18 protein-coding genes, 1 tRNA gene and 1 pseudogene are annotated in these 19,102 nt (G+C 58.3%); 10 read left to right on the top strand and 10 right to left on the bottom strand.

Annotated elements, in window-relative coordinates; translation table 11 throughout:
- Positions 1 to 163: 163 nt before the first annotated feature.
- Positions 164 to 2,179, bottom strand: a pseudogene (locus DUT91_RS02155) (DNA translocase FtsK); the annotation flags it as partial.
- 1,094 nt (positions 2,180 to 3,273) lie between these two features.
- Between DUT91_RS02155 and DUT91_RS02150 the strand changes: the two are divergent.
- On the top strand, positions 3,274 to 4,200 hold the full coding sequence (locus DUT91_RS02150) for an ABC transporter ATP-binding protein (RefSeq protein WP_114438699.1): 927 nt from the start codon (positions 3,274 to 3,276) through the stop codon (positions 4,198 to 4,200).
- Complete coding sequence (locus DUT91_RS02145; RefSeq protein WP_114438698.1) at positions 4,197 to 4,958, top strand: ABC transporter permease; 762 nt, start codon at positions 4,197 to 4,199, stop codon at positions 4,956 to 4,958. The genes DUT91_RS02150 and DUT91_RS02145 overlap by 4 nt, the downstream gene beginning before the upstream one ends.
- A gap of 79 nt (positions 4,959 to 5,037) precedes the next feature.
- On the opposite strand, the gene DUT91_RS02140 is transcribed toward DUT91_RS02145, so the two are convergent.
- From DUT91_RS02140 to DUT91_RS02130, 3 genes are all read right to left on the bottom strand, one after another.
- Positions 5,038 to 5,220 carry a DUF3606 domain-containing protein gene (locus DUT91_RS02140; RefSeq protein WP_114438697.1) on the bottom strand — a complete coding sequence of 61 codons (183 nt, stop codon included), beginning with the start codon at positions 5,218 to 5,220 and terminating at the stop codon, positions 5,038 to 5,040.
- Between the two features lie 433 nt (positions 5,221 to 5,653).
- The gene (locus DUT91_RS02135) at positions 5,654 to 6,049 is read right to left on the bottom strand and encodes a VOC family protein (RefSeq protein ID WP_114438696.1); all 396 of its coding nucleotides are present in this window, start codon (positions 6,047 to 6,049) and stop codon (positions 5,654 to 5,656) included.
- Positions 6,050 to 6,349: an ArsR/SmtB family transcription factor gene (locus DUT91_RS02130; protein WP_114438695.1), complete on the bottom strand. Its 300-nt coding sequence runs from the start codon at positions 6,347 to 6,349 to the stop codon at positions 6,050 to 6,052. It lies immediately after the preceding gene.
- A 587-nt stretch (positions 6,350 to 6,936) separates the two neighbouring features.
- On the opposite strand from DUT91_RS02130, the gene DUT91_RS02125 reads away from it, so the two are divergent.
- The 3 genes from DUT91_RS02125 to DUT91_RS02115 all read left to right on the top strand — a co-directional run bounded on the left by DUT91_RS02125 (position 6,937) and on the right by DUT91_RS02115 (position 10,544).
- Positions 6,937 to 7,227, top strand: a complete 291-nt coding sequence (locus DUT91_RS02125) for a twin-arginine translocation signal domain-containing protein (RefSeq protein WP_114438694.1) — start codon at positions 6,937 to 6,939, stop codon at positions 7,225 to 7,227.
- Positions 7,228 to 7,295: 68 nt separating this feature from the next.
- Entirely contained in the window at positions 7,296 to 9,296 is a 2,001-nt protein-coding gene (locus DUT91_RS02120) for a LodA/GoxA family CTQ-dependent oxidase (RefSeq protein ID WP_114438693.1), read from the top strand.
- A gap of 12 nt (positions 9,297 to 9,308) precedes the next feature.
- Entirely contained in the window at positions 9,309 to 10,544 is a 1,236-nt protein-coding gene (locus DUT91_RS02115) for an NAD(P)/FAD-dependent oxidoreductase (RefSeq protein ID WP_114438692.1), read from the top strand.
- Between the two features lie 7 nt (positions 10,545 to 10,551).
- Here the strand turns inward: DUT91_RS02115 and DUT91_RS02110 are convergent.
- Positions 10,552 to 10,628 (bottom strand) — tRNA-Met (locus DUT91_RS02110).
- Between the two features lie 176 nt (positions 10,629 to 10,804).
- Here DUT91_RS02110 and DUT91_RS02105 point away from each other — a divergent pair.
- Entirely contained in the window at positions 10,805 to 11,761 is a 957-nt protein-coding gene (locus tag DUT91_RS02105) for a Gfo/Idh/MocA family protein (protein ID WP_114438691.1), read from the top strand.
- A gap of 202 nt (positions 11,762 to 11,963) precedes the next feature.
- Positions 11,964 to 13,088: a DegT/DnrJ/EryC1/StrS family aminotransferase gene (locus DUT91_RS02100; protein WP_114439002.1), complete on the top strand. Its 1,125-nt coding sequence runs from the start codon at positions 11,964 to 11,966 to the stop codon at positions 13,086 to 13,088.
- A gap of 293 nt (positions 13,089 to 13,381) precedes the next feature.
- Here DUT91_RS02100 and DUT91_RS02095 read toward each other — a convergent pair whose 3' ends face one another.
- Together DUT91_RS02095 and DUT91_RS02090 are read right to left on the bottom strand one after the other, a co-directional pair.
- Positions 13,382 to 14,380: a coiled-coil domain-containing protein gene (locus tag DUT91_RS02095; RefSeq protein WP_147272138.1), complete on the bottom strand. Its 999-nt coding sequence runs from the start codon at positions 14,378 to 14,380 to the stop codon at positions 13,382 to 13,384.
- A gap of 174 nt (positions 14,381 to 14,554) precedes the next feature.
- Complete coding sequence (locus tag DUT91_RS02090) at positions 14,555 to 15,154, bottom strand: DUF1134 domain-containing protein (RefSeq protein ID WP_114438689.1); 600 nt, start codon at positions 15,152 to 15,154, stop codon at positions 14,555 to 14,557.
- A 335-nt stretch (positions 15,155 to 15,489) separates the two neighbouring features.
- Here DUT91_RS02090 and chpT point away from each other — a divergent pair, with 335 nt between their 5' ends.
- Together chpT and DUT91_RS02080 are read left to right on the top strand one after the other, a co-directional pair.
- Positions 15,490 to 16,140 (top strand): histidine phosphotransferase ChpT, encoded by a 651-nt coding sequence (chpT, locus tag DUT91_RS02085; RefSeq protein WP_114438688.1) that lies wholly within the window; start codon positions 15,490 to 15,492, stop codon positions 16,138 to 16,140.
- A gap of 93 nt (positions 16,141 to 16,233) precedes the next feature.
- A complete protein-coding gene (locus DUT91_RS02080) occupies positions 16,234 to 16,599 on the top strand; it encodes a response regulator (protein ID WP_114438687.1) in 366 nt (121 codons plus the stop codon).
- Between the two features lie 62 nt (positions 16,600 to 16,661).
- Here the strand turns inward: DUT91_RS02080 and ctrA are convergent, their stop codons facing one another.
- Positions 16,662 to 17,363 (bottom strand): response regulator transcription factor CtrA, encoded by a 702-nt coding sequence (gene ctrA / locus DUT91_RS02075; protein ID WP_114438686.1) that lies wholly within the window; start codon positions 17,361 to 17,363, stop codon positions 16,662 to 16,664.
- A gap of 480 nt (positions 17,364 to 17,843) precedes the next feature.
- Between ctrA and DUT91_RS02070 the strand changes: the two genes are divergently transcribed.
- Positions 17,844 to 18,230 carry a flagellar export protein FliJ gene (locus DUT91_RS02070; RefSeq protein WP_114438685.1) on the top strand — a complete coding sequence of 129 codons (387 nt, stop codon included), beginning with the start codon at positions 17,844 to 17,846 and terminating at the stop codon, positions 18,228 to 18,230.
- Positions 18,231 to 18,270: 40 nt separating this feature from the next.
- Here the strand turns inward: DUT91_RS02070 and DUT91_RS02065 are convergent, their stop codons facing one another.
- Together DUT91_RS02065 and sciP are read right to left on the bottom strand one after the other, a co-directional pair.
- On the bottom strand, positions 18,271 to 18,555 hold the full coding sequence (locus DUT91_RS02065; protein WP_114439001.1) for a GNAT family N-acetyltransferase: 285 nt from the start codon (positions 18,553 to 18,555) through the stop codon (positions 18,271 to 18,273).
- Positions 18,556 to 18,762: 207 nt separating this feature from the next.
- Entirely contained in the window at positions 18,763 to 19,038 is a 276-nt protein-coding gene (gene sciP / locus DUT91_RS02060) for a CtrA inhibitor SciP (RefSeq protein WP_068882250.1), read from the bottom strand.
- Positions 19,039 to 19,102 lie beyond the last annotated feature (64 nt).

Here is a 19,102-nt window from a genome sequence, read left to right as displayed (position 1 = left end):
AAGGAGGGAGATTGCTCCTTCATAGATGTGCTGCATCAATCGCAGACGTTGCAGAACGGGAACTGAAAATCATATCAGCTAATCTCCCCCTTGAGGGGGAGATGCCCGGCAGGGCAGAGGGGGGCGCTGTCCCGCCGGCGTTTTCACTTCAATCTGAAATGCTCTAGATATCGTCGTCCTCGCTGCGCGAGACGCTCCTGTCGCGGTTCTGCGAGAGGATCTCGCGCTTGCCGACATGGTTTGCCGGACCTACGAGGCCTTCCTTCTCCATCCGCTCGACCAGCGAGGCGGCGCGGTTGTAGCCGATGCCGAGGCGGCGCTGGATGTAGGAGGTGGAGCATTTCTTGTCGCGCAGGATCACCTTGACTGCCTGCGCGTAGAGATCGTCGTCGCCATCCTCGGCCGCCATCGCGCTCTTGTCGAAGACTGCGGTGTCCTCCGGCTCGACCTCTTCGTCCTCGTCCGCGGTGACCGTGTTGAGGTAATCGGGCCGGCCCTGGGCCTTCAGATGTGTGACGACCTTTTCCACTTCCTCGTCGGAAACGAAGGGGCCGTGCACGCGCGAGATGCGTCCGCCGCCGACCATGTGCAGCATGTCGCCCTGGCCGAGCAATTGCTCGGCGCCCTGTTCACCGAGAATGGTGCGGCTGTCGATCTTCGACGTGACCTGGAAGGAGATGCGCGTCGGGAAGTTCGCCTTGATCGTGCCGGTGATGACATCAACGGAGGGGCGCTGCGTCGCCATGATCAGGTGGATGCCGGCGGCGCGGGCCATCTGGGCCAGCCGCTGGATCGCGCCTTCGATCTCCTTGCCGGCGACCATCATCAGATCGGCCATCTCGTCGACGATGATGACGATATAGGGCATCGGCGCGAGGTCCATCTCCTCCTGCTCGTAGAGGGCTTCGCCGGTGTTCTTATCGAAGCCGGTCTGGATGGTGCGCAGCACCGTTTCGCCCTTCTGCTTGGCAGCAGTCATGCGGCTGTTGAAGCCGTCGATGTTGCGCACGCCGACCGCCGACATCTTGCGATAGCGATCCTCCATCTCGCGCACCGCCCATTTGAGCGCCATGACGGCTTTCTTCGGGTCAGTGACGACGGGCGTCAGGAGATGCGGGATGCCGTCATAGATCGACAGTTCCAGCATCTTCGGATCGACCATGATCAGGCGGCATTCTTCGGGCGTGAGCCTGTAGAGCAGCGACAGGATCATGGTGTTGATGGCCACCGACTTGCCCGAGCCGGTGGTGCCGGCGACGAGCAGATGTGGCATCTTCGCCAGTTCCGCCACGACGGGTTCGCCGCCGATGGTCTTGCCGAGGCAGAGCGCGAGCTTGAAGCTTGTGCGCTGGAAATCCGGCGAGGTGATCATTTCGCGGAAATAGACGGTCTCGCGGGTGGCGTTGGGCAGTTCGATGCCGATGACGTTGCGGCCGGGAACCACCGCAACGCGGGCCGACAATGCCGACATCGAGCGGGCGATATCATCGGCAAGGCCGATGACGCGGGAGGATTTTATGCCCGGTGCGGGCTCGAACTCGTAAAGCGTCACGACGGGACCCGGGCGCACATGGATGATCTCGCCCTTGACGCCGAAATCCTCCAGCACGTTCTCGAGAAGCCCGGCCTTGCGCTCGAGCATCTCCTGCGTGATGACTTCCCCCGTCTGCGGGGCCGGCTCCTGCAGCAGCGAAACCGGCGGCATCTCATAGCCGTGCTGCCCCGCGGCGCCCATGAGGCGAAGCTCCATGCGGGCGGAGGCGAAAGGCTGTTCCTTTCGCTCCACGGGCCGCATCATGGTGACGGGAGCAACGCGTACAGTCGCCTGCGGAGCGTCGTTATCCACCTCATGCGGTGTGACGACTGCATGGGGCCGATGATCGTCGGAGCTCTGGACCGCTACCTCCTCCTGGACATGTATGAGCGGCTTGCGGGCCAGGGGTTGCGCCGGAGCGACCGGTGGTTCGGGAGTGATCTCAACGGCGGCATGCAGTGCCGGAGGTATCGGCGCTTCGGCTTCCGGCGCACTGGGCTTCCACTCCACGACGCGGAACATGGTGGTGATCGACGTCGGCGCCGTCTGCGGCCTGGGCCGGGCGGGGGCCGCCACGGCTGGCGCTGGAGGCAACTCGCCCATAAGTTCCATGGATTCCCAAAAAGCGAAATCAGACAGATGGGCGAAAGCCTCGTCCCTTCCTGGCCGAGCTTGCGTGCCCTTTGACGATGATGTCCCTTGCGATTGGGTCGTAACAATAGTCTGCCTGAGGGGAAGATTTGACGCCATCTGACCGGTGATCGGGGCAGGCTTGAAGGCGGGCGCGACTGGCCGGGAAACGGAGGCCGTCCCGGCAGCTGAAGCTGCCGGGACTTCTGGAAGCGCTGTCGTATGGAACGCTTTCCTGGGCCGCACGAGGTCCTTTGGTCCTAGATCGGTTTGACCGGAAACGCTCGCTTCCTCCGCCTGATCCTTGGATTTCGTCAGTTCGCATTCCGGCGTGCGCGTGAAACGCACATTCTCGGCCAGCGAAAACGCATGCTTCCATACCGGGGGATAACCGGATTCGCTGGTCTGCGTTGGCTGGGTGCTCGAGGCCGTCATCTGTGCATGAGGGGTCGTATGGATGGACCTCGCGGTCCTTGCGGCGGATGGAACTGGCTTTTGCGCGACCGGCGGCTGAGGCCGGACAGGGTTCAAAGGCCGATGCGCTGCAGCAGGAACGGCTGCGGGAATGACCGCGGGGTTACGAGGTGCATTGAAGGGCTGGGACGTGACGGGGGATTCGGCTGGAACTGGAGTCCCGTGTATTGGCCCGTGCATTGGCATTGGATCAAAATCCTCGGGAGCTTCGTTGCAATTATCTGACATTGTTGGAAAATTCGTTCTCTGGATACGCATGACACCGCAACCCGCATATGTGAAATCGCCTTGATGGGCTTGCTGAAATCATTAAAAAATGAAGGTTAATAGTGTCCTTAAACGACGGCGAATAAGGGGCTGGAACAGAGAACCGGCCCTTCCGTTGCCGGAACGACACAATCGTGCAGAACGGCCGGATACACGCGTGCCTTCCGAGATATGGAGAGAATGGGATGTGCCGGAAACGTGTTCTGGTTGAATTTCGGCTGGACGGCGGGGCAGGGGTTGCCTACATCGGGATACGTTCTGGCGAATTCCATGTCCGGAACTGTCCGAAGTAGCATTGACTTCCGAGTTCGCGCACCCACATTCAGTGGGCTAATTAGACAACCCTCCTTCAAGTAGCCGTTTCAGCCATGCAACCGATCATCTCGATTTCCGGGGTCACCAAGACCTACGCTACGGGCTTCACGGCGTTGAAGGAGATCAATCTCGACATAAGACGCGGCGAGATCTTTGCGCTGCTTGGGCCGAACGGCGCGGGCAAGACGACGCTGATTTCGATCGTCTGCGGTATCGTCAACCGCTCGTCGGGCACCGTCACCGTCGACGGCCATGACATCAATCGCGACTACCGTGCCGCGCGCAGCCTGATCGGGCTGGTGCCGCAGGAACTGACCATCGACGCCTTCGAAAGCGTGTGGGCGACGGTCAACTACAGTCGCGGCCTGTTCGGAAAGCCGGCGGACAAGGCGTTTGTCGAAAAAGTGCTGCGCGACCTGTCGCTATGGGACAAGAAGGACGCCAAGGCGATCACGCTGTCCGGCGGCATGAAGCGCCGGCTGATGATCGCGAAGGCGCTGTCGCACGAGCCACGCATCCTGTTTCTTGACGAACCGACGGCGGGTGTCGATGTCGAACTGCGCCAGGACATGTGGGCGATGGTGCGCCGGCTCCGCGAGGACGGCGTCACCATCATCCTGACCACGCATTACATCGAAGAAGCCGAGGCTATGGCCGACCGCGTCGGCGTGATCAACCGCGGCGAGATCGTGCTGGTCGAGGACAAGGCGGAACTGATGCGCAAGCTGGGCCGCAAGCGGCTCATACTGGAGTTGCGCAGCCCGCTGGACGCTATTCCGGATGCGTTTTCGCATTATGCGTTGGAGCTTTCCCCCGATGGCGGGCAACTCACCTACACATATGACAACCAAAGCGAACGGCCCGGCGTCGCTTCGCTGATCCGTGAACTGGAGGCGGCCGGCATCCACTTCCGCGACATGGACACGGAAAACAGCTCGCTTGAGGAGATCTTCGTCAATCTGGTGAGGAAACAGGCATGAATTTCCACGCAGTCTGGGCCATCTACCGGATGGAAATGGCGCGCGCCTTCCGCACGATGCTGCAGAGCATCGTTTCGCCGGTCATTTCAACATCGCTCTATTTCGTCGTCTTCGGCTCGGCCATCGGCTCACGCATTACCGAGATTGACGGCATCAGCTACGGCGCCTTTATCGTGCCGGGGCTGATCATGTTGACGCTTTTGACGCAGTCGATCTCCAATGCCTCCTTCGCTATCTATTTTCCCAAATTCGTCGGCTCGATTTATGAATTGCTGTCGGCGCCGGTATCCTATCTCGAAATTGTCCTCGCCTATGTCGGGGCTGCTGCGACCAAGTCGATCGTGCTTGGCCTGATCATCCTGGCGACTGCAGCGCTGTTCGTGCCGCTCAGGATCGAGCATCCGGTATGGATGCTCGCTTTCCTGGTGCTGACAGCGGTGACCTTCAGCCTGTTCGGCTTCATCATCGGCATCTGGGCGAAAAGCTTCGAGCAGCTGCAACTGGTGCCGCTGCTGATCGTCACGCCATTGACCTTCCTCGGCGGCAGCTTCTATTCAATCAACATGCTGCCCGATATCTGGCGGACCGTGACGCTGTTCAACCCGGTTGTCTATCTCGTCAGCGGCTTCCGCTGGAGCTTTTACGGAACATCCGACGTTCCGGTCGCGATCAGTCTCGGAATGACCGTCGTCTTCCTGCTCATCTGCATAGCAATTGTCGCGTGGATATTCAGGACCGGCTATCGGCTGCGCAACTGATCTTTGCCAAACGCAAGGGCGAACAGGCCGGTCGCGGTAGCAGTATAGATCCGTGGCGTCAGTGGCTTTGAGGCGCGGGCTACTTCCTCAGGTTCCGGGCCATTTCGTTGGCCTTTTCGCGATCGCCACGCGTTTCCTGGATGATCTTACGAGCCGCATCCTGGGATAATCCGTGCTTTTTGCGGAAATAGCCAACCTCATAAGGCTGGTTGGCCGCAATGCGCAACCTGTCTTGCTTGGTCTTGTTCTTATCGTCTGCCATTCTATCCTCCAAAGTTTAAGTTGGTGCCTTTTATGAAAAAGGCAGAAGTTGGAAGTTGACGTAAAGTACAATCAAAGGCAAGCGCGTTGATGTGACTAAGTATTATGGCGTTTGGATTATAGGTCCCGCATCCTCGGAGGGAAAGTCTTTCAAGCTCGTGGGCGACGCGGTCTGCCATCCAGTGTCCAAACCCGACCCTGCCAATTGGGAAACTGAGGTGACCATCAAGCTGGCGGAATCATCGATAGAGTAACACGCCCACTGCGCCTGGCCCGTACGTCTTCAACGCTTCAGGTGTTCACGGAAAAGACTTGCCCTGTCGGCAGGTAAACGGGAACTACCGCCAGCCTGCCGCAAAGACCACTGTGGAGGAGGCGGGAAAATGCTGTGGTTGGAGCAAAACCGGAATCCGTGATCTCTCGTCGGGCAGTGCTCACACCGGTTCGATCATCTCGACCAGCTGAATTAAATTTCCACAGGTGTCATCGAATACAGCCATCTTGACGGTGCCTGCATCCATGGGCGCCTGCGTGAACTCCACTCCAAGGCCGCGAAGCCTGCCATATTCTGCGTCCAGATCATCGACCTGGAAGGACGTGAAGGGGATACCGTCACGCACCAGCGCATCCTTGAAAGGTTTGGCGGCGGGGTGTTCACTCGGCTCGAGAAGCAGTTCCGTGCCACTAGGATTGTTCCTATCGACAACCGTGAGCCAGCGGTGCTTTCCGACGGGCACGTCATGCTTGACCTCGAAGCCAAGCACTCGCGTGTAAAAATCGAGGGCCTTGGCTTGGTCATCGACGAAGACACTGGTCACATAGATTTTCATTCACTGTTCCTCGAATCTGGAGAGCCAGCCGTTCGCCAATCCGGCCAACGGCGCTTTATTCAGGGAGTGGAGTTTGGTCGTACCCTGCCACTCCACCTCGATGATGCCGACGTCCTCCAGCACGGACAGGTGCCGCGAGAACGCCTGGCGGCTGAGATAGATACCGTGCTTGGATATCATTCGCGCACAAATCTCGAACAAGGACTGGCGATCGCGCAGCGCCAACTCATCGATGATTCGTCGGCGAGTCGTATCGGCGATCGCCCGGTAAATGCGGTTTGTACCCTCTTCGTCAGACATCTCAGGATGTTATGCAACATGGTTGTTGCATAAACAAGGGGAGATTTTAGAAGCGAGCCGCTTTATTCTCGGGTTGATAAACTGCACCAGAATGGGGATGCGAAGCGAAGGGTCGTTCCAGGCGTTTTCACGCGCCGATCGCCCCGGAGCAGATCGGCTCCCGCGCGTGTTCAACGCACCAGACGACGCGCCGTAAATACAAAAAAGATACGCCGTATTCTAGGAATATTTTCCTTTATCGCGACTAGGAATGTGCGGAGGGCTGCATTGTAGGCTTTTTGTAGCGCAGGGGCGGCGACAAGGTCCTGGAGAGATTGATCATGTCGGTGGGAAGAGGCTGACGGCTTCTTCCCATTCTTTTATGTGTATCTTTCAGCAGCTTGAATATTATATAAATAAATATATTTACTTAATATAGCACAGTGATAAATATTATTAAAAAGATGAAGTAGTCTCCTATTTTTAAAGTAATTTATAAATCAATATTCATTCCATATTAAATCCTCATCCGTAATACTTTTCAACGAAATAACGTCGAGATGACGCGATGATTGGTGTCAGGGCGATAATGCCAGGGAGTACGGAATATGAACATCGAGCGTAGAGACTTCATAAAGGGATGCGCAGCGTCCTCCGTTCTCCTGCTGGGCGGTATCGGCAGCACCGGAAAAGGGGAGGCTAAAACGCACAGCGCACCAGCCTCCACTGCCTCGCACATCGAGAAATCGATCAAGGCGAGCTTCGGCGGGGGCTTCTCCATGCAGGCCCATGCCCAATCAGGCGGCCTCACTTACGCCGACATCGAACATTGTGGAAACCGGTACGCGGTCGCCTCTGCAGACCTGGTGGACTGGAAGATCGTCCGGTCGTCTCTCTGAGCAACCCGGGCTGTCTGAAATGCTCTTTCAGAGTCGGATTAAAAACAGCAATTTTTGGAGGTTGAGCGGTGGCCGATAAGATCAACAGCATTCGCATCCATCCCGGTATAGGCATTGCTCGCCTGGGGGACAGTGACGAGTTTTACATTGGTCCCGAAGCGCCGGGAATCGTGGTCGATCCCGGCGGCAGCAATGGCCCCGGACCAAACGGCGGAACCTACCGTGACAGCAGTGCGCGGCTGAAACGCCAGGCGCAGCGATATCGGGTCTATGCCTATGATGCCGACGGCAACGTCGTCGCGGAACTCACCTCCGAGTCAGACCTCGTACAATCCATTCGCTGGCGGGTTCATGTCCGGAACATGAAATCGGCGAATTATGCCTTTCAAGGGGCATATCTGTTTGACCCGGACATGTTGCGCAACCCGTCCATCCAGCCGGGTATGAAGCCGATCGAACGTGACAAGCTCATCATCGATCCCGGTGTGCATACGATCGCCTCTGGAGAAGCCGGTCCGGTCGTCATGAAAGGCGATATTTTCACGGGCATCGAAAAAGGCACGTTGCCCGGGCAATTGCGGTTCGAGGGTTTCACACCGCAGGATCCCTCGAAAGACGTCGAGGTGACTTACAAAGCAGCCACCGATATCGAACTGGGGCAGCTTCGCCTCGATTCCAAGGACCGCCTGCTGTTCGTTCCGGCGCCCGGGAAAAGCGAATGCGTCACGACACCCAAGGTGGAATTGTCGAACCCGAGTATGACGGTCAACCCTCCGAACGGCCCGGAAGACGGCAAAAATCCGCTGACGAACCAGTTTGCATATTTCAACATTCCGGGATGGTGGGACGACACGTGTGGTGGTGAAATCGATGTCACGGTCACGCTCAAGGATGGCACTATCCTGAGCACGCGCGACAATGTGAAGTCGGCGACCGATGAAGGTACGAGAAACCCGCACGCAGGGGCGTGGATCGCCACCGCGCCACCGAAATTTGCACCTCACATGTACCACGTGGTGTCGCTTTTGGATCGTGTGTACGAGGCTTTCCCTGAAGCATATCCTTACGCCAAGCAGAAGACGAACTTCTACCGCGATGTCTATCCGATCTTCGCCAAGGCGGTTAACTATGGGTGGGTGAGCGCCGAGGCTGCGGGCGTTACGGGAGACTCCAAGGATGCCGCTCATGGTCCGAAGCAGCCGGGAAACTTGCTCAACAGCGATTATATGGCCGCTTTCATCGATCCAAGCGAGAACAGCCAGCCGACAAGGCAGATGGTCTATAGCCTGATGCGGCAAGCGGCCGGAAAGAACGGGCGGCTGGTCGATTCACTGATGCCGCCGCCACCGGAGCGCCCGACCAGCTGGAAGAACGATGAATTCAAGCGAGACGAGGAAGACTACAAGATGCCCAAGCTTTGGGGCACCGCGGGCAAGCCGTTGCAGAACAAGCAGTTGGGCAATAGCTTCCCGAACCAGTTCCTGAGCCTTACCGAATTACAACTCAATCACATGAAAGAGTGGGCTGACGGGAATTTTGATGTCGGCGTTCCGCCAAAGCCGGTGCCTCTTGAGTCGTTGCCGCTCGCCGAGCAGCCGCACGCGCTGGACAGTTCGGCGCTCGAGCCCACGATCGGCGGCGGTTTTCATCCCGGCATCGAATTCCCGTATCTCATTATCTATCGGGAAAATTTCGCCGAGGCGTTCCGCGTCAATCAGGGTATCGAGCCCGGTTCGCTTGCTGCCTATATGTCGTGCCCTTGGCAGGGCGATTTCTGGTCTTGCAACCAGGCGTGGTGGCCAGTTCAGCGGCCGGATATCGTTTTTGCATACGACAAGACGAACCAGACCCGAACCTACAAGGAATGGTTCCGCGGATATGATGAACAGGGCGAACCGCTGTCGGCCACTGACGGTTACAACCAGATGGCCTATGCCTGGTCAAAGCTGGGGATGGTGCTGCCGATCAAGAATGAGGACGGCAGCTATCTGAAGGACAATGGTCAGACCGTCTTCGTCGAGCAAGAGCGTGATCCGGCGCTGAATATGCCGCCGGCCAAAAAAACATAATTCGTGCCGCCGATGTCGCAGCCCGAGCGGACCGGCACAACCTGGGACGTCGTCATTGTCGGCTCCGGGCCCGCGGGATCCGCAACCGCCATCACGCTGGCTAGGTACGGCCAGCGTGTGCTGTTGGTGGAGAGACGGGAATCCTCCAGTTTCAAGCTCGGCGAGTCCCTGCCGCCGGCATCGATTGGTCTGGTCAAACACTTCCTTGGAGACCCTGAATCTCCGGAACAACAACTTCCCGGCCTTTTCAGCACGGCCGGCAATGTCTCGCTATGGGCGAGCGAGCAGGCCGATATCGCGGATTTTTTCTTTACGTCGTCCGGCCACGGCGTGTGCATCGACCGATTGGCTTTCGATGAAGCCCTGCGCGCGAATGCGGTTCGCGCTGGCGCAACCTTGCTCAAGGGCACCAGTTTGCGCTCTTGCGCGCGTATCGCTGACGGCTCCTACAATTGGCAGCTCACATTCGCCTCGGATGCAGGCATCCGGCAGGATCGTGCCCGTTATCTCGTCGATTGTTCTGGTCGGCAGGCGGTTGTAGCCCGGATGCTCGGTGTCCCGATCGTCCCTGATGACGATCAGTTGTTCGCCTATGCGCAATGGTTTTCCTGCACCGGCGAGGATGATGACCGCTATACAAGGATCGAGGCCGCTCCAGACGGCTGGTGGTACAGCAACCGCTTGCCAGGCCGTGATGGCGGCGAAACCGGGCGGTTGGTGGTTTTTCACTCCGACAGGGACTTGCCGGCAGCGAGGCTGGCTGCGTCACGGCAAGGCTTCGATCAGCTGCTGGCCGGCGCGACGCATATAGCACCATTGCTCAAAGCCAGGGGCTATCGCCCCTGCGGGACGATCCGGGGCGCACCTGCGAACAGCCAGCGACTGCGAGACTTCGGCGGTGACGCCTGGATCGCGGTGGGCGACGCGGCACAAGCCTATGATCCGCTGTCATCGCAAGGCATCGACAAAGCGCTCAGGACGGCCAGCCATGCCGGACATATGATACATTACGCGTTGACGGATGGCCCGCAGACTGCGGCGGGATTGGGCAGCGGCAATATTTACATCCACCAATACGTCGAGCAACAGCGCCAACTCTGGCAAACATATTTGTCGCAACGAGATTTCTACTATGGCATCCAGCCCCGCTGGTCTGATCAACCATTCTGGCAACGCCGGCGGCAAAAATTGCGGCTGTCTAAGAACCAGCGTCAAACTGTAAGAAACGAGCGTCGCGCTACATTCTGAAAAGCGATGGTAGCGGAGGAGGGATTCGAACCCCCGACACAAGGATTATGATTCCTCTGCTCTAACCTACTGAGCTACTCCGCCCCCGATGCCGTATCGGTGTTGCCCCGATCCTCGGAGCTTCGCGCTGTTTTTCAGCGGGAACGGCGCGGGTATAAGGTGGGTAACAATGCCGTGTCAAGCGTTCTTCATCGCGACCAAGACTTGTCTTCCCGCTTTTGCGTCGATAAGGGAGTGGCGAACGCAAAGGCTTGGAATTAATGGCACCGCGCATTGCAGTATTGGGTTGCGGCTATTGGGGCAGCAACCATATTCGTACATTGAAGAGTCTCGGCGCGCTTTACGCCGTCTCCGACCAGAACAGCGACCGTGCTGCGGGCTTTGCCGCGGAGCAGGGCGTGCTGCATATCGAGGTGGAGGATCTCTTCACCCGTGACGATGTGGACGCCATCGTGCTGGCGCTGCCGCCGCAGTTCCATGCGGAATATGCGACCCGCGCGGTGACCAATGGCAAGGACGTGCTCGTCGAAAAGCCGATCGCGCTGACGGTTGCAGATGCCGAGGCAGAGGTGAAGGCTGCGCGCGACAATGGCCGCGTCTTCATGGTCGGCCATGTGCTGCGGTTTCATCCGGCTTTTGAAAAGCTTCTCGAACTGGTGCAGGCGGGTGAACTGGGAGAAGTGCGCTATATCCATTCGCACCGCCTCGGCCTCGGCAAGTTCCACACCGAAAACGATGCGCTGTGGGATCTCGCTCCGCATGATCTCTCGATGATTCTGGCGCTGACCGGCTGCGAACCCGTCGAGGTGCGCGGCGAGGGGGCAGCACTTCTCGATCATTTGAGCGATTTCGCCCATCTGCATCTGAAATTCCCCGGCAATCTGCGCGGTCATCTCTTCGCCTCTCGGCTTAATCCCTATCGCGAGCGCCGTCTGACGGTGGTGGGCACCAAGGCGATGGCCGTGTTCGACGATGTCGAGCCATGGGAGCGCAAGCTCGCCGTCTATCGCCATGCGGTCTGGCAGGACAACGGGCAATGGGCGTTCACCGCCGAGGAGCCGACCTATATCCGGGTGGGAGAGGGCATGCCGCTCACCCGCGAATGCCAGCATTTCATCGATTGCATCGAAACGCGGGCAAAGCCGCGTACCGACGGCGAGGAAGCGATCAACGTACTGCGCATCCTGACCGCCGGCACCGTCAATCATGGCCAGTGACAGGGCTAACGACTGGCAATCTGCCAAAATCTCTGACATGGGGATGTGATCAGCAACCGGTGACAACAGCCTCAAGCGTTGTTACATAGCCGATCAAACTTTGAACGGCGGCGCGATGGAAGCTGCCGGAACGAAGCGTTACACAGTCCCAACCGGATTCGCGCAAGGTATCGGCCGCGGATCAATCGTCATTGGAGCAGACATGCAATTCATCGATCTGGCGGCGCAACGCGAGCGCATCGGAGACCGGCTGAACGCGGCTATCGCCAAGGTGGTGGCTGACGGGCGCTACATTCTTGGGCCTGAAGTGGCGGAGTTCGAGAAGAGGCTCGCCGATTACGTCGGCATCGAGCATGTGATCGCCTGCGCCAATGGGACGGATGCGTTGCTGATGCCGCTGATGGCGCGCGGCATTGGGCCAGGCGACGCGGTCTTCTGCCCGAGCTTCACCTTCGCGGCCACGGCCGAGGTGGTGGCACTTGCCGGCGCGGAGCCGGTTTTTGTCGATGTCGACCCTGTCAGCTACAACATGGATGTCGCGCAGCTTGAGGCGGCCATTGCCGAAATCCGCAGGGAAGGACGCCTGCAGCCGAAGGCGATCATCCCGGTCGACCTTTTCGGCCTTGCCGCCGAATACAACGCGATGATGGCGCTGGCCGAGCGCGAGGGGCTTTTTGTCATCGAGGACGCGGCGCAGTCGATTGGCGGCAAGCGCGACAATGTGATGTGCGGCGCGTTCGGCCATGTCGCCTCGACGAGCTTTTATCCGGCCAAGCCACTCGGCTGCTATGGCGATGGCGGCGCGATGTTCACCAATGACGGCGAACTGGCTGAGACGCTGCGCTCGGTGCTGTTTCACGGCAAGGGCGAGACGCAATATGACAATGTGCGCATCGGCCTCAATTCCCGCCTCGACACAATCCAGGCAGCGATCCTGATCGAGAAGCTTGCCATTCTCGAGGATGAGATGGAAGCGCGGCAGGTGGTGGCAAAACGCTATGCCGAGGGGCTGAAGGATGTGGTGAAGGTGCCGCACCTGCCGGCAGGATATCGCTCGGCCTGGGCTCAATATTCGATCGAGAGCGAAAACCGCGACGGCTTGAAGGCTCATCTTCAGGCTGCCGGCATTCCCTCGGTCATCTATTACGTCAAGCCGTTGCATCTGCAGCAGGCCTACAAGCATTATCCAGTAGCGCCCGGAGGCCTGCCGGTGTCTGAAGCGCTGCCCACCCGCATCCTGAGCCTGCCGATGCATCCCTATCTGAGCGAGGCCGACCAGGACACCGTGATCGCGGCCATCCGAGAATTCCACGGAAAGAAGGGATAGTTTTGGCTGGCAGCGGGAGGCTACCACGCCCGCTTTCCGCGTCTGGCCATTGAGAAAGAGCGCCCCATAAACCTGGGATGGGGAGACGGGCGGTCATCTCCAGGTATTTGACTGCGGCCGCTAGACCGCCCGTCGGGCGATTTTTCGTCCCCGCCCTTTCCGCTTCGCGGGGAGGGATTGGCGGCGGTGCTGGTCGCAGTGATGGCCACCCGCCCGTGCCCCCGGAGCGTCATCATTAGCCCTTCGTCATCATCGGCTTGATCCGATGATCCATTCCGGAACGTCGAATTCCGCTATTCCGGCTTTTTCAGGTTGCGGATGCGATCGGCGAGGCTTTCCTGGGCGTTATCCGTTGCGCTGCCTTTCTTCGCTTCCGCCTGTTCCAGTGCCTTGTGAATGGGCGATTGCGGGCCTTCGCGCTCTGCCGTCATGGCGACGACTTCAGCGGTGAGCTCCTGCATCTGCTCGCGCAACGCGGCGTCCGCCGTAGCCTGCTCTGGCTTGGCTTCACTGGACTGAACCTGTTTGGCTTTGGTCTTTGCCTTGTCCTGTGCGGCGGGGGCAGCTTCGCCGCTGCGCAGCCGCGCCAGTTCGGTTTCGCGCCGCTCAAGTTTCTCCCTGAAGTCGGTGAGATCCGTCAGCAGGCGTTCCAGCTTCTTTTCCAGTGCGGCATTGCGCTTGCGCTCGCTTGCGAGCGCTGACTGGGCCGTTTTGGCCTCGGTCGACAATTCGCGTTGCGTTGCATCGGTCTTCTTGCGTTCGTGCCGCATGTCGTCCAGTTCTCCCATCAGCCGCCCCAATTCGGTTTCGCGCACGGCAATCTCGATGCGGAGCGTATCCGCGAGGCTTGAAAGCTCGCTGTGGCGAAGCTGCAGCATCTCCAGTTCGCCCTTGTGCTGCCCAAGGCTCTGTTCGGCAGTAGCAAGCGCGTTGGCGGTCGATGCAAGCTCGCTCTCGCGTTGGGCCTGGCGCTGACGCAACGCCTCCAACTCGTGTTCCAGCGTTGAGAGTCGCTTGAGTTTTTCGTAATTGGCGCCAAGTTCGATCTTTTGTTCGGCATGTTTCTCGTTGAGTTCGGCCAGCCGCATTTCGAGCTTGCGGACTGCCATCGCATAGTGCGCACGCAAGCTGTCCTTGTCTGCCTGGATCTCATTGAGCGTCAGTGGGACTTCGGTCTCGACGCGCCGCCGCGTCAATATGGTGGCGCGCCGCCATATGGATGGCGCGACCAGCGCGGCGAGAAATACGGCGCTGAGAAAGCCGAGGATGAAGAAAAGGGCAGACTCGATCACTTGCGGGACCAGGACCTGTTGCACGCCTCGCCACGCCCTGCATCCGACAGGATGCGTAAAAGGCGCCCGATAACGCTGAAATGCTGCATGATCTATCCTCGATCCACCCGATCAAGGTTCCATGCGTAGAATGGCACAAGCCTGCGCCGTAATCCAGCAGGCTTGTGCATCACGTCAAAACGGATTCCAGGTCGGTGCCGGTGTCAGCTTGAGGTAGCCGATATTGACGCCCAGGCGAGCGCCAACGCCGGTGCGCACCGGAACGAGCAGGATGTTCTCGCGTTTGAGCACGTTGAATCCGGCTCCGGCAATGACGTAAGCCGAGCCGGATATGCCGGCATAGCGCCCATACATGCTCTGGATATCGTCGAGATTATAGACGAGCATCATGACGCGGGAGCCCTGGCCGCCGAAATCCCAGCCAAGTGACGGGCCCTGCCAGAACGTCTTATGGTCGCCCGCGTTCTTGGTATAGAGCGTGCCCTCGCCATAGGTCAGGCCGCCGATAAACGCGCCGGAGCCTTCTTCGCCCAATATATAGCCGTTGGGCAGCCCGTAGCTCTGGAAGACCTTTTCGATCACCGACGCAATGCCGCCGGAGGTCGAGCCGAAGAAGCGATGGCCGGATTCGACGATCTCCTCCATCGTGTAGGTTTCGTTGGCGCGGGCCTGATGCGGGACGAGCAGGAACGCCGCCACGAACAAGGCTACGAACGTCGCTGCAAACCGCAGACGGGTCCACGATTGGGATTGGGACAGAAATAGAGAGGCCATTCAATTTTCCTTCTGGCTGCTCGCTTCTCTGTCTGACGCCGGAACCCTGAAGAGAACGTGCATGCGGATCTCACGTCCGCTTTGCCCGAATCATCGTTATTAAAGAGCTAATTGTTTTCCAAATCATTATGTTTGGATCTTGGCATTTCGATGACTCGGCACATGACGGTTGATCTGCCGCCGTCAAATTTTCCCATGGCGGACCGCGCTTCCTTGCCGTCGGCAAAAGCCCTGTGTATCCAGAGAGGCGATAAAGCCGGGCGATTCGGCCTGGAAACCAGAATTCAGACCCGTCCGATTGCCTGAAGGCAATCATGCTGTCCGGAGATATGTCCATGCCCTTGCCCGTCGTTCTTTCCGCCGTCGATCTCGGCGCTCTTTTGTGCAGCCGCATCTGCCACGACATCATCTCGCCGGTCGGCGCGATCAATAACGGCCTCGAGCTTCTGGAAGAAGGCGGGGCAGACGAAGACGCGATGAACCTGATCAAGTCGAGCGCGCGTACCGCTTCGGCAAGGCTTCAGTTCGCGCGCATCGCTTTCGGCGCCGCCGGTTCGGCCGGGGTGCAGATCGACACGGGCGACGCGCAGAACGTCGCGAACGAATATATGAAGGGCGAGAAGGCCGAATTCACCTGGAGCGGCAATCGCGTCCTCCTGCCGAAGAACAAGGTCAAGCTGCTGCTCAACCTGATCCTCATCGGCAATGGCGCCATTCCGCGCGGCGGCTCGCTTTCGGTGGTTCTGGAGAATGCGGAGACCGAACCGCGCTTCGTCGTGACCGCCAAGGGGCCGATGCTGCGCGTGCCGCCGAAATTCCTGGAGCTGCACAGCGGGAAAATGCCGGAAGAGCCGGTCGATGCCCATTCCGTCCAGCCTTATTATACACTGCTCCTGGCTCAGGAAGCGGGAATGACCATATCCATTCACGCCACGGCGGAGGAAATCGTCTTTTCCGCAGCCTCACCAGCCGCAAGCCAGGAATAGCTAAAACTTTACCGTATCGCTTGGTCGTTTTTTCATGGCTGGCGGCTAGATTGCCTCCCAAAGGCTCCTCAACGGAGCACCAGGGGAGGTCTTATGGCGCGCTGTCTCATTGTTGACGATTCATCTGTGATCAGAAAAGTTGCCAAGCGGATTCTGTCGGATGGCGTCATGGTCGTCGCCGATGCCGCGAATGGTTCACAGGCTATCGAGGAATGCATGGCCGAGATGCCGGATGTCATCCTCCTCGATAGCGACCTTCCCGATCTGCCGACGCTCGAAATCATCAGTGCGATAAGGGAAATGCCCGGCGGCAAGCGGGCCAGGATCGTGCTCTGCCTCAATGAGGTGGATTTGCCGAAGATCATGCGGGCCAAGCGCGCGGGCGCTTTCAGCTATATGCTGAAGCCTTTCGACAGACCCTACCTGACGGCGCAATTCGCCAGCATCGGCACAGCGTGAATATAGGGCAGATAGCAAAAAGCCCCGCATGGCGGGGCTTTCAGGCTGAACCTGGGATCAGGTCAGGCGATTTCGCGCATGTCGGTCGTTTCGGGCTCGCGCAGGACGTAGCCGCGGCCCCAAACCGTTTCGATGTAGCTTTGGCTGCCAGAGACGGCGTCGAGCTTCTTGCGCAGCTTACAGATGAACACGTCGATGATCTTGAGTTCCGGCTCGTCCATCCCGCCATAGAGATGGTTGAGGAACATTTCCTTGGTCAGCGTCGTGCCCTTGCGCAGCGAGAGCAACTCCAGCATCTGGTATTCCTTGCCGGTCAGATGGACGCGCGTGCCGCCAACTTCCACCGTCTTGGCGTCGAGATTGACGACAAGATCGCCCGTCGTGATGACCGATTGGGCATGGCCCTTGGAACGGCGAACGATGGCATGGATGCGAGCGACGAGCTCGTCCTTGTGGAACGGCTTGGTCATGTAATCATCCGCGCCGAAGCCGAGGCCGCGAACCTTATCCTCGATACCGGCCATGCCGGAAAGGATCAGGATCGGGGTCTTGACCTTGGACAGGCGCAAGGTGCGCAGGACCTCATAGCCGGACATGTCCGGAAGGTTGAGGTCGAGCAGGATGATGTCGTAATCATACAATTTGCCGAGATCGACGCCCTCTTCACCGAGGTCCGTCGTATAAACATTGAAGCTTTCCGACTTGAGCATCAATTCAATGCTCTGTGCAGTCGCACTGTCGTCTTCAATCAAAAGAACGCGCATCTTTCAAATCCCCTTTCCGCCGCCGAACAGGTATGGCCCTCAAAGCAGCACACGGAACAGTCGTTGCCTTTGTATGAAGGTTGCCAGCAAATGGTTAACAAAATCTGATTCCGCTTGGCAAGCGGGTTTAGATTTTAATTAAAAATTTGCCGTATTTCCCTGATTCAAATCGTGAAATCCAATGCAGAAAGCCTGAATTTTCCACATTAAGAATCTCTCCTAAATGATTCTTTCGACTCAATGTTTTCCTGTTGCAAGAAAGCCACATTGGATTTACCGAGCCTTAAGTCCTAACGCGTATGATTAATGCTGCTCGTAAAGAAAAGGTTACCAAACGGGGAAATCTTTAATTTTCTGTTTCGTTTTCGGAAGTGATTCTGTTGCGGGATAGGTGGGCTGGTTCCAAATGTGAACGCATTGCGCTCCCATTTGGAACCAAGATTCCTGGTGTTCGTTCCTGGTTTTCAAGGAGTATTGCGTATGAAACCGCGTGAGAGCCTCATGAGGCTTAAACTGTTCCAGGTGAAGGAAAAACGCCGGCAACTTGGCCAACTGGACCTGATGATGGGCGAATTCGAGCGCATGGCCAGCGAGCTTGACGCGCAGATACAGTCGGAGGAGAAGAAGGCAGGGATCAGCGATCTGTCGCATTTCGCCTATCCGACATTTGCCAAGGCTGCGCGCCAGCGCCGCGACAATCTTTTCGTGTCGATCCGCGATCTGATGGCGCAGAAGGAAGCCGCCGAGGCGGCGCTAGCCGAAGCGGAAGCGGAACTCGCCAAAGCGGAAGCGCTGGAAGAGCGCGACGGCAAGTCTCGCGACGCCGAGGAACGCGCAGTAGCCGACCGGCGCGCGATGATCGGCTAAAAAGCCTGGATCATAGATGGGGCTCGTCCGGGAGGTGAGCCTATCTTTGCTGGATCACATCGCCCCAGTCGGAATGGCGCAGCGATTGGGCGCGCATAAACGGGCAGAGCGGCAGAATTTTCCAGCCGCTTTTTCGTGCATCCTCCACCGCGTGCAACGCCAGCGCCTGACCTACACCCTTGCCGCGCAACGCATCAGGCACGTCCGTATGATCGATGATGATCAGGGCGGCGTTGACGCGCGAGTAGGTCATTTCGGCCGCATGGCCGGCAACTTCCGCGACATACCGCCCGCCCGTACCGGTTTCTTCCCCGCGAATTGTCATTTCATTGTTGGGTTCTTCGCTCAAAGGCGCATCTCCGTCCTGTCTTTTCGAGCTTTACCTTATGAGCCAGCCGGAATTTCGTGTCACGCGGAAACCAAAAATGGCCAGCCCAGGGGGCCGGCCATCCGGTAATCATTGATTGCAAATGTCCAATATTTAAAACATGACCGTTTCCGGAAAATCGATAATGATCTCCGGCATCATGATCTAATGACGGTATTGCTGAATACGGGTGGTCCGGAGACCGGCGAGACCATGCTCGTCGATCGAGGACTGCCAGGATAGAAACTCTTCTACCGTCAACGTATAGCGTTGGCATGCTTCCTCAAGACTGAGGAGGCCGCCGCGAACTGCGGCAACTACCTCGGCCTTGCGGCGAATGACCCAGCGCCGCGTATTGGCGGGTGGAAGATCGGCAATGGTCAGCGGACTGCCATCAGGGCCGATAACATATTTGACACGTGGTCTTACCAGATCGGTCATTGTACTCTCTACACATCAACTCAAGGACCTAATCGCAGTCCAACATAATGCGACAGCTTTAAAA

It is taken from the genome of Paramesorhizobium salinisoli, from assembly GCF_003335045.1.
Taxonomy (GTDB): domain Bacteria; phylum Pseudomonadota; class Alphaproteobacteria; order Rhizobiales; family Rhizobiaceae; genus Paramesorhizobium; species Paramesorhizobium salinisoli.
This window is presented reverse-complemented; position numbering and strand designations above follow the sequence as displayed.

Coding starts and splice junctions, on each gene's coding strand:
- DUT91_RS02150 (WP_114438699.1), top strand. CDS start 3,274: ATGCAACCGATCATCTCGATTTCCGGGGTCACCAAGACCTACGCTACG.
- DUT91_RS02145 (WP_114438698.1), top strand. CDS start 4,197: ATGAATTTCCACGCAGTCTGGGCCATCTACCGGATGGAAATGGCGCGC.
- DUT91_RS02140 (WP_114438697.1), bottom strand. CDS start 5,220: ATGGCAGACGATAAGAACAAGACCAAGCAAGACAGGTTGCGCATTGCG.
- DUT91_RS02135 (WP_114438696.1), bottom strand. CDS start 6,049: ATGAAAATCTATGTGACCAGTGTCTTCGTCGATGACCAAGCCAAGGCC.
- DUT91_RS02130 (WP_114438695.1), bottom strand. CDS start 6,349: ATGTCTGACGAAGAGGGTACAAACCGCATTTACCGGGCGATCGCCGAT.
- DUT91_RS02125 (WP_114438694.1), top strand. CDS start 6,937: ATGAACATCGAGCGTAGAGACTTCATAAAGGGATGCGCAGCGTCCTCC.
- DUT91_RS02115 (WP_114438692.1), top strand. CDS start 9,309: ATGTCGCAGCCCGAGCGGACCGGCACAACCTGGGACGTCGTCATTGTC.
- DUT91_RS02105 (WP_114438691.1), top strand. CDS start 10,805: ATGGCACCGCGCATTGCAGTATTGGGTTGCGGCTATTGGGGCAGCAAC.
- DUT91_RS02100 (WP_114439002.1), top strand. CDS start 11,964: ATGCAATTCATCGATCTGGCGGCGCAACGCGAGCGCATCGGAGACCGG.
- DUT91_RS02090 (WP_114438689.1), bottom strand. CDS start 15,154: ATGGCCTCTCTATTTCTGTCCCAATCCCAATCGTGGACCCGTCTGCGG.
- chpT (WP_114438688.1), top strand. CDS start 15,490: ATGCCCTTGCCCGTCGTTCTTTCCGCCGTCGATCTCGGCGCTCTTTTG.
- DUT91_RS02080 (WP_114438687.1), top strand. CDS start 16,234: ATGGCGCGCTGTCTCATTGTTGACGATTCATCTGTGATCAGAAAAGTT.
- ctrA (WP_114438686.1), bottom strand. CDS start 17,363: ATGCGCGTTCTTTTGATTGAAGACGACAGTGCGACTGCACAGAGCATT.
- DUT91_RS02070 (WP_114438685.1), top strand. CDS start 17,844: ATGAAACCGCGTGAGAGCCTCATGAGGCTTAAACTGTTCCAGGTGAAG.
- DUT91_RS02065 (WP_114439001.1), bottom strand. CDS start 18,555: ATGACAATTCGCGGGGAAGAAACCGGTACGGGCGGGCGGTATGTCGCG.
- sciP (WP_068882250.1), bottom strand. CDS start 19,038: ATGACCGATCTGGTAAGACCACGTGTCAAATATGTTATCGGCCCTGAT.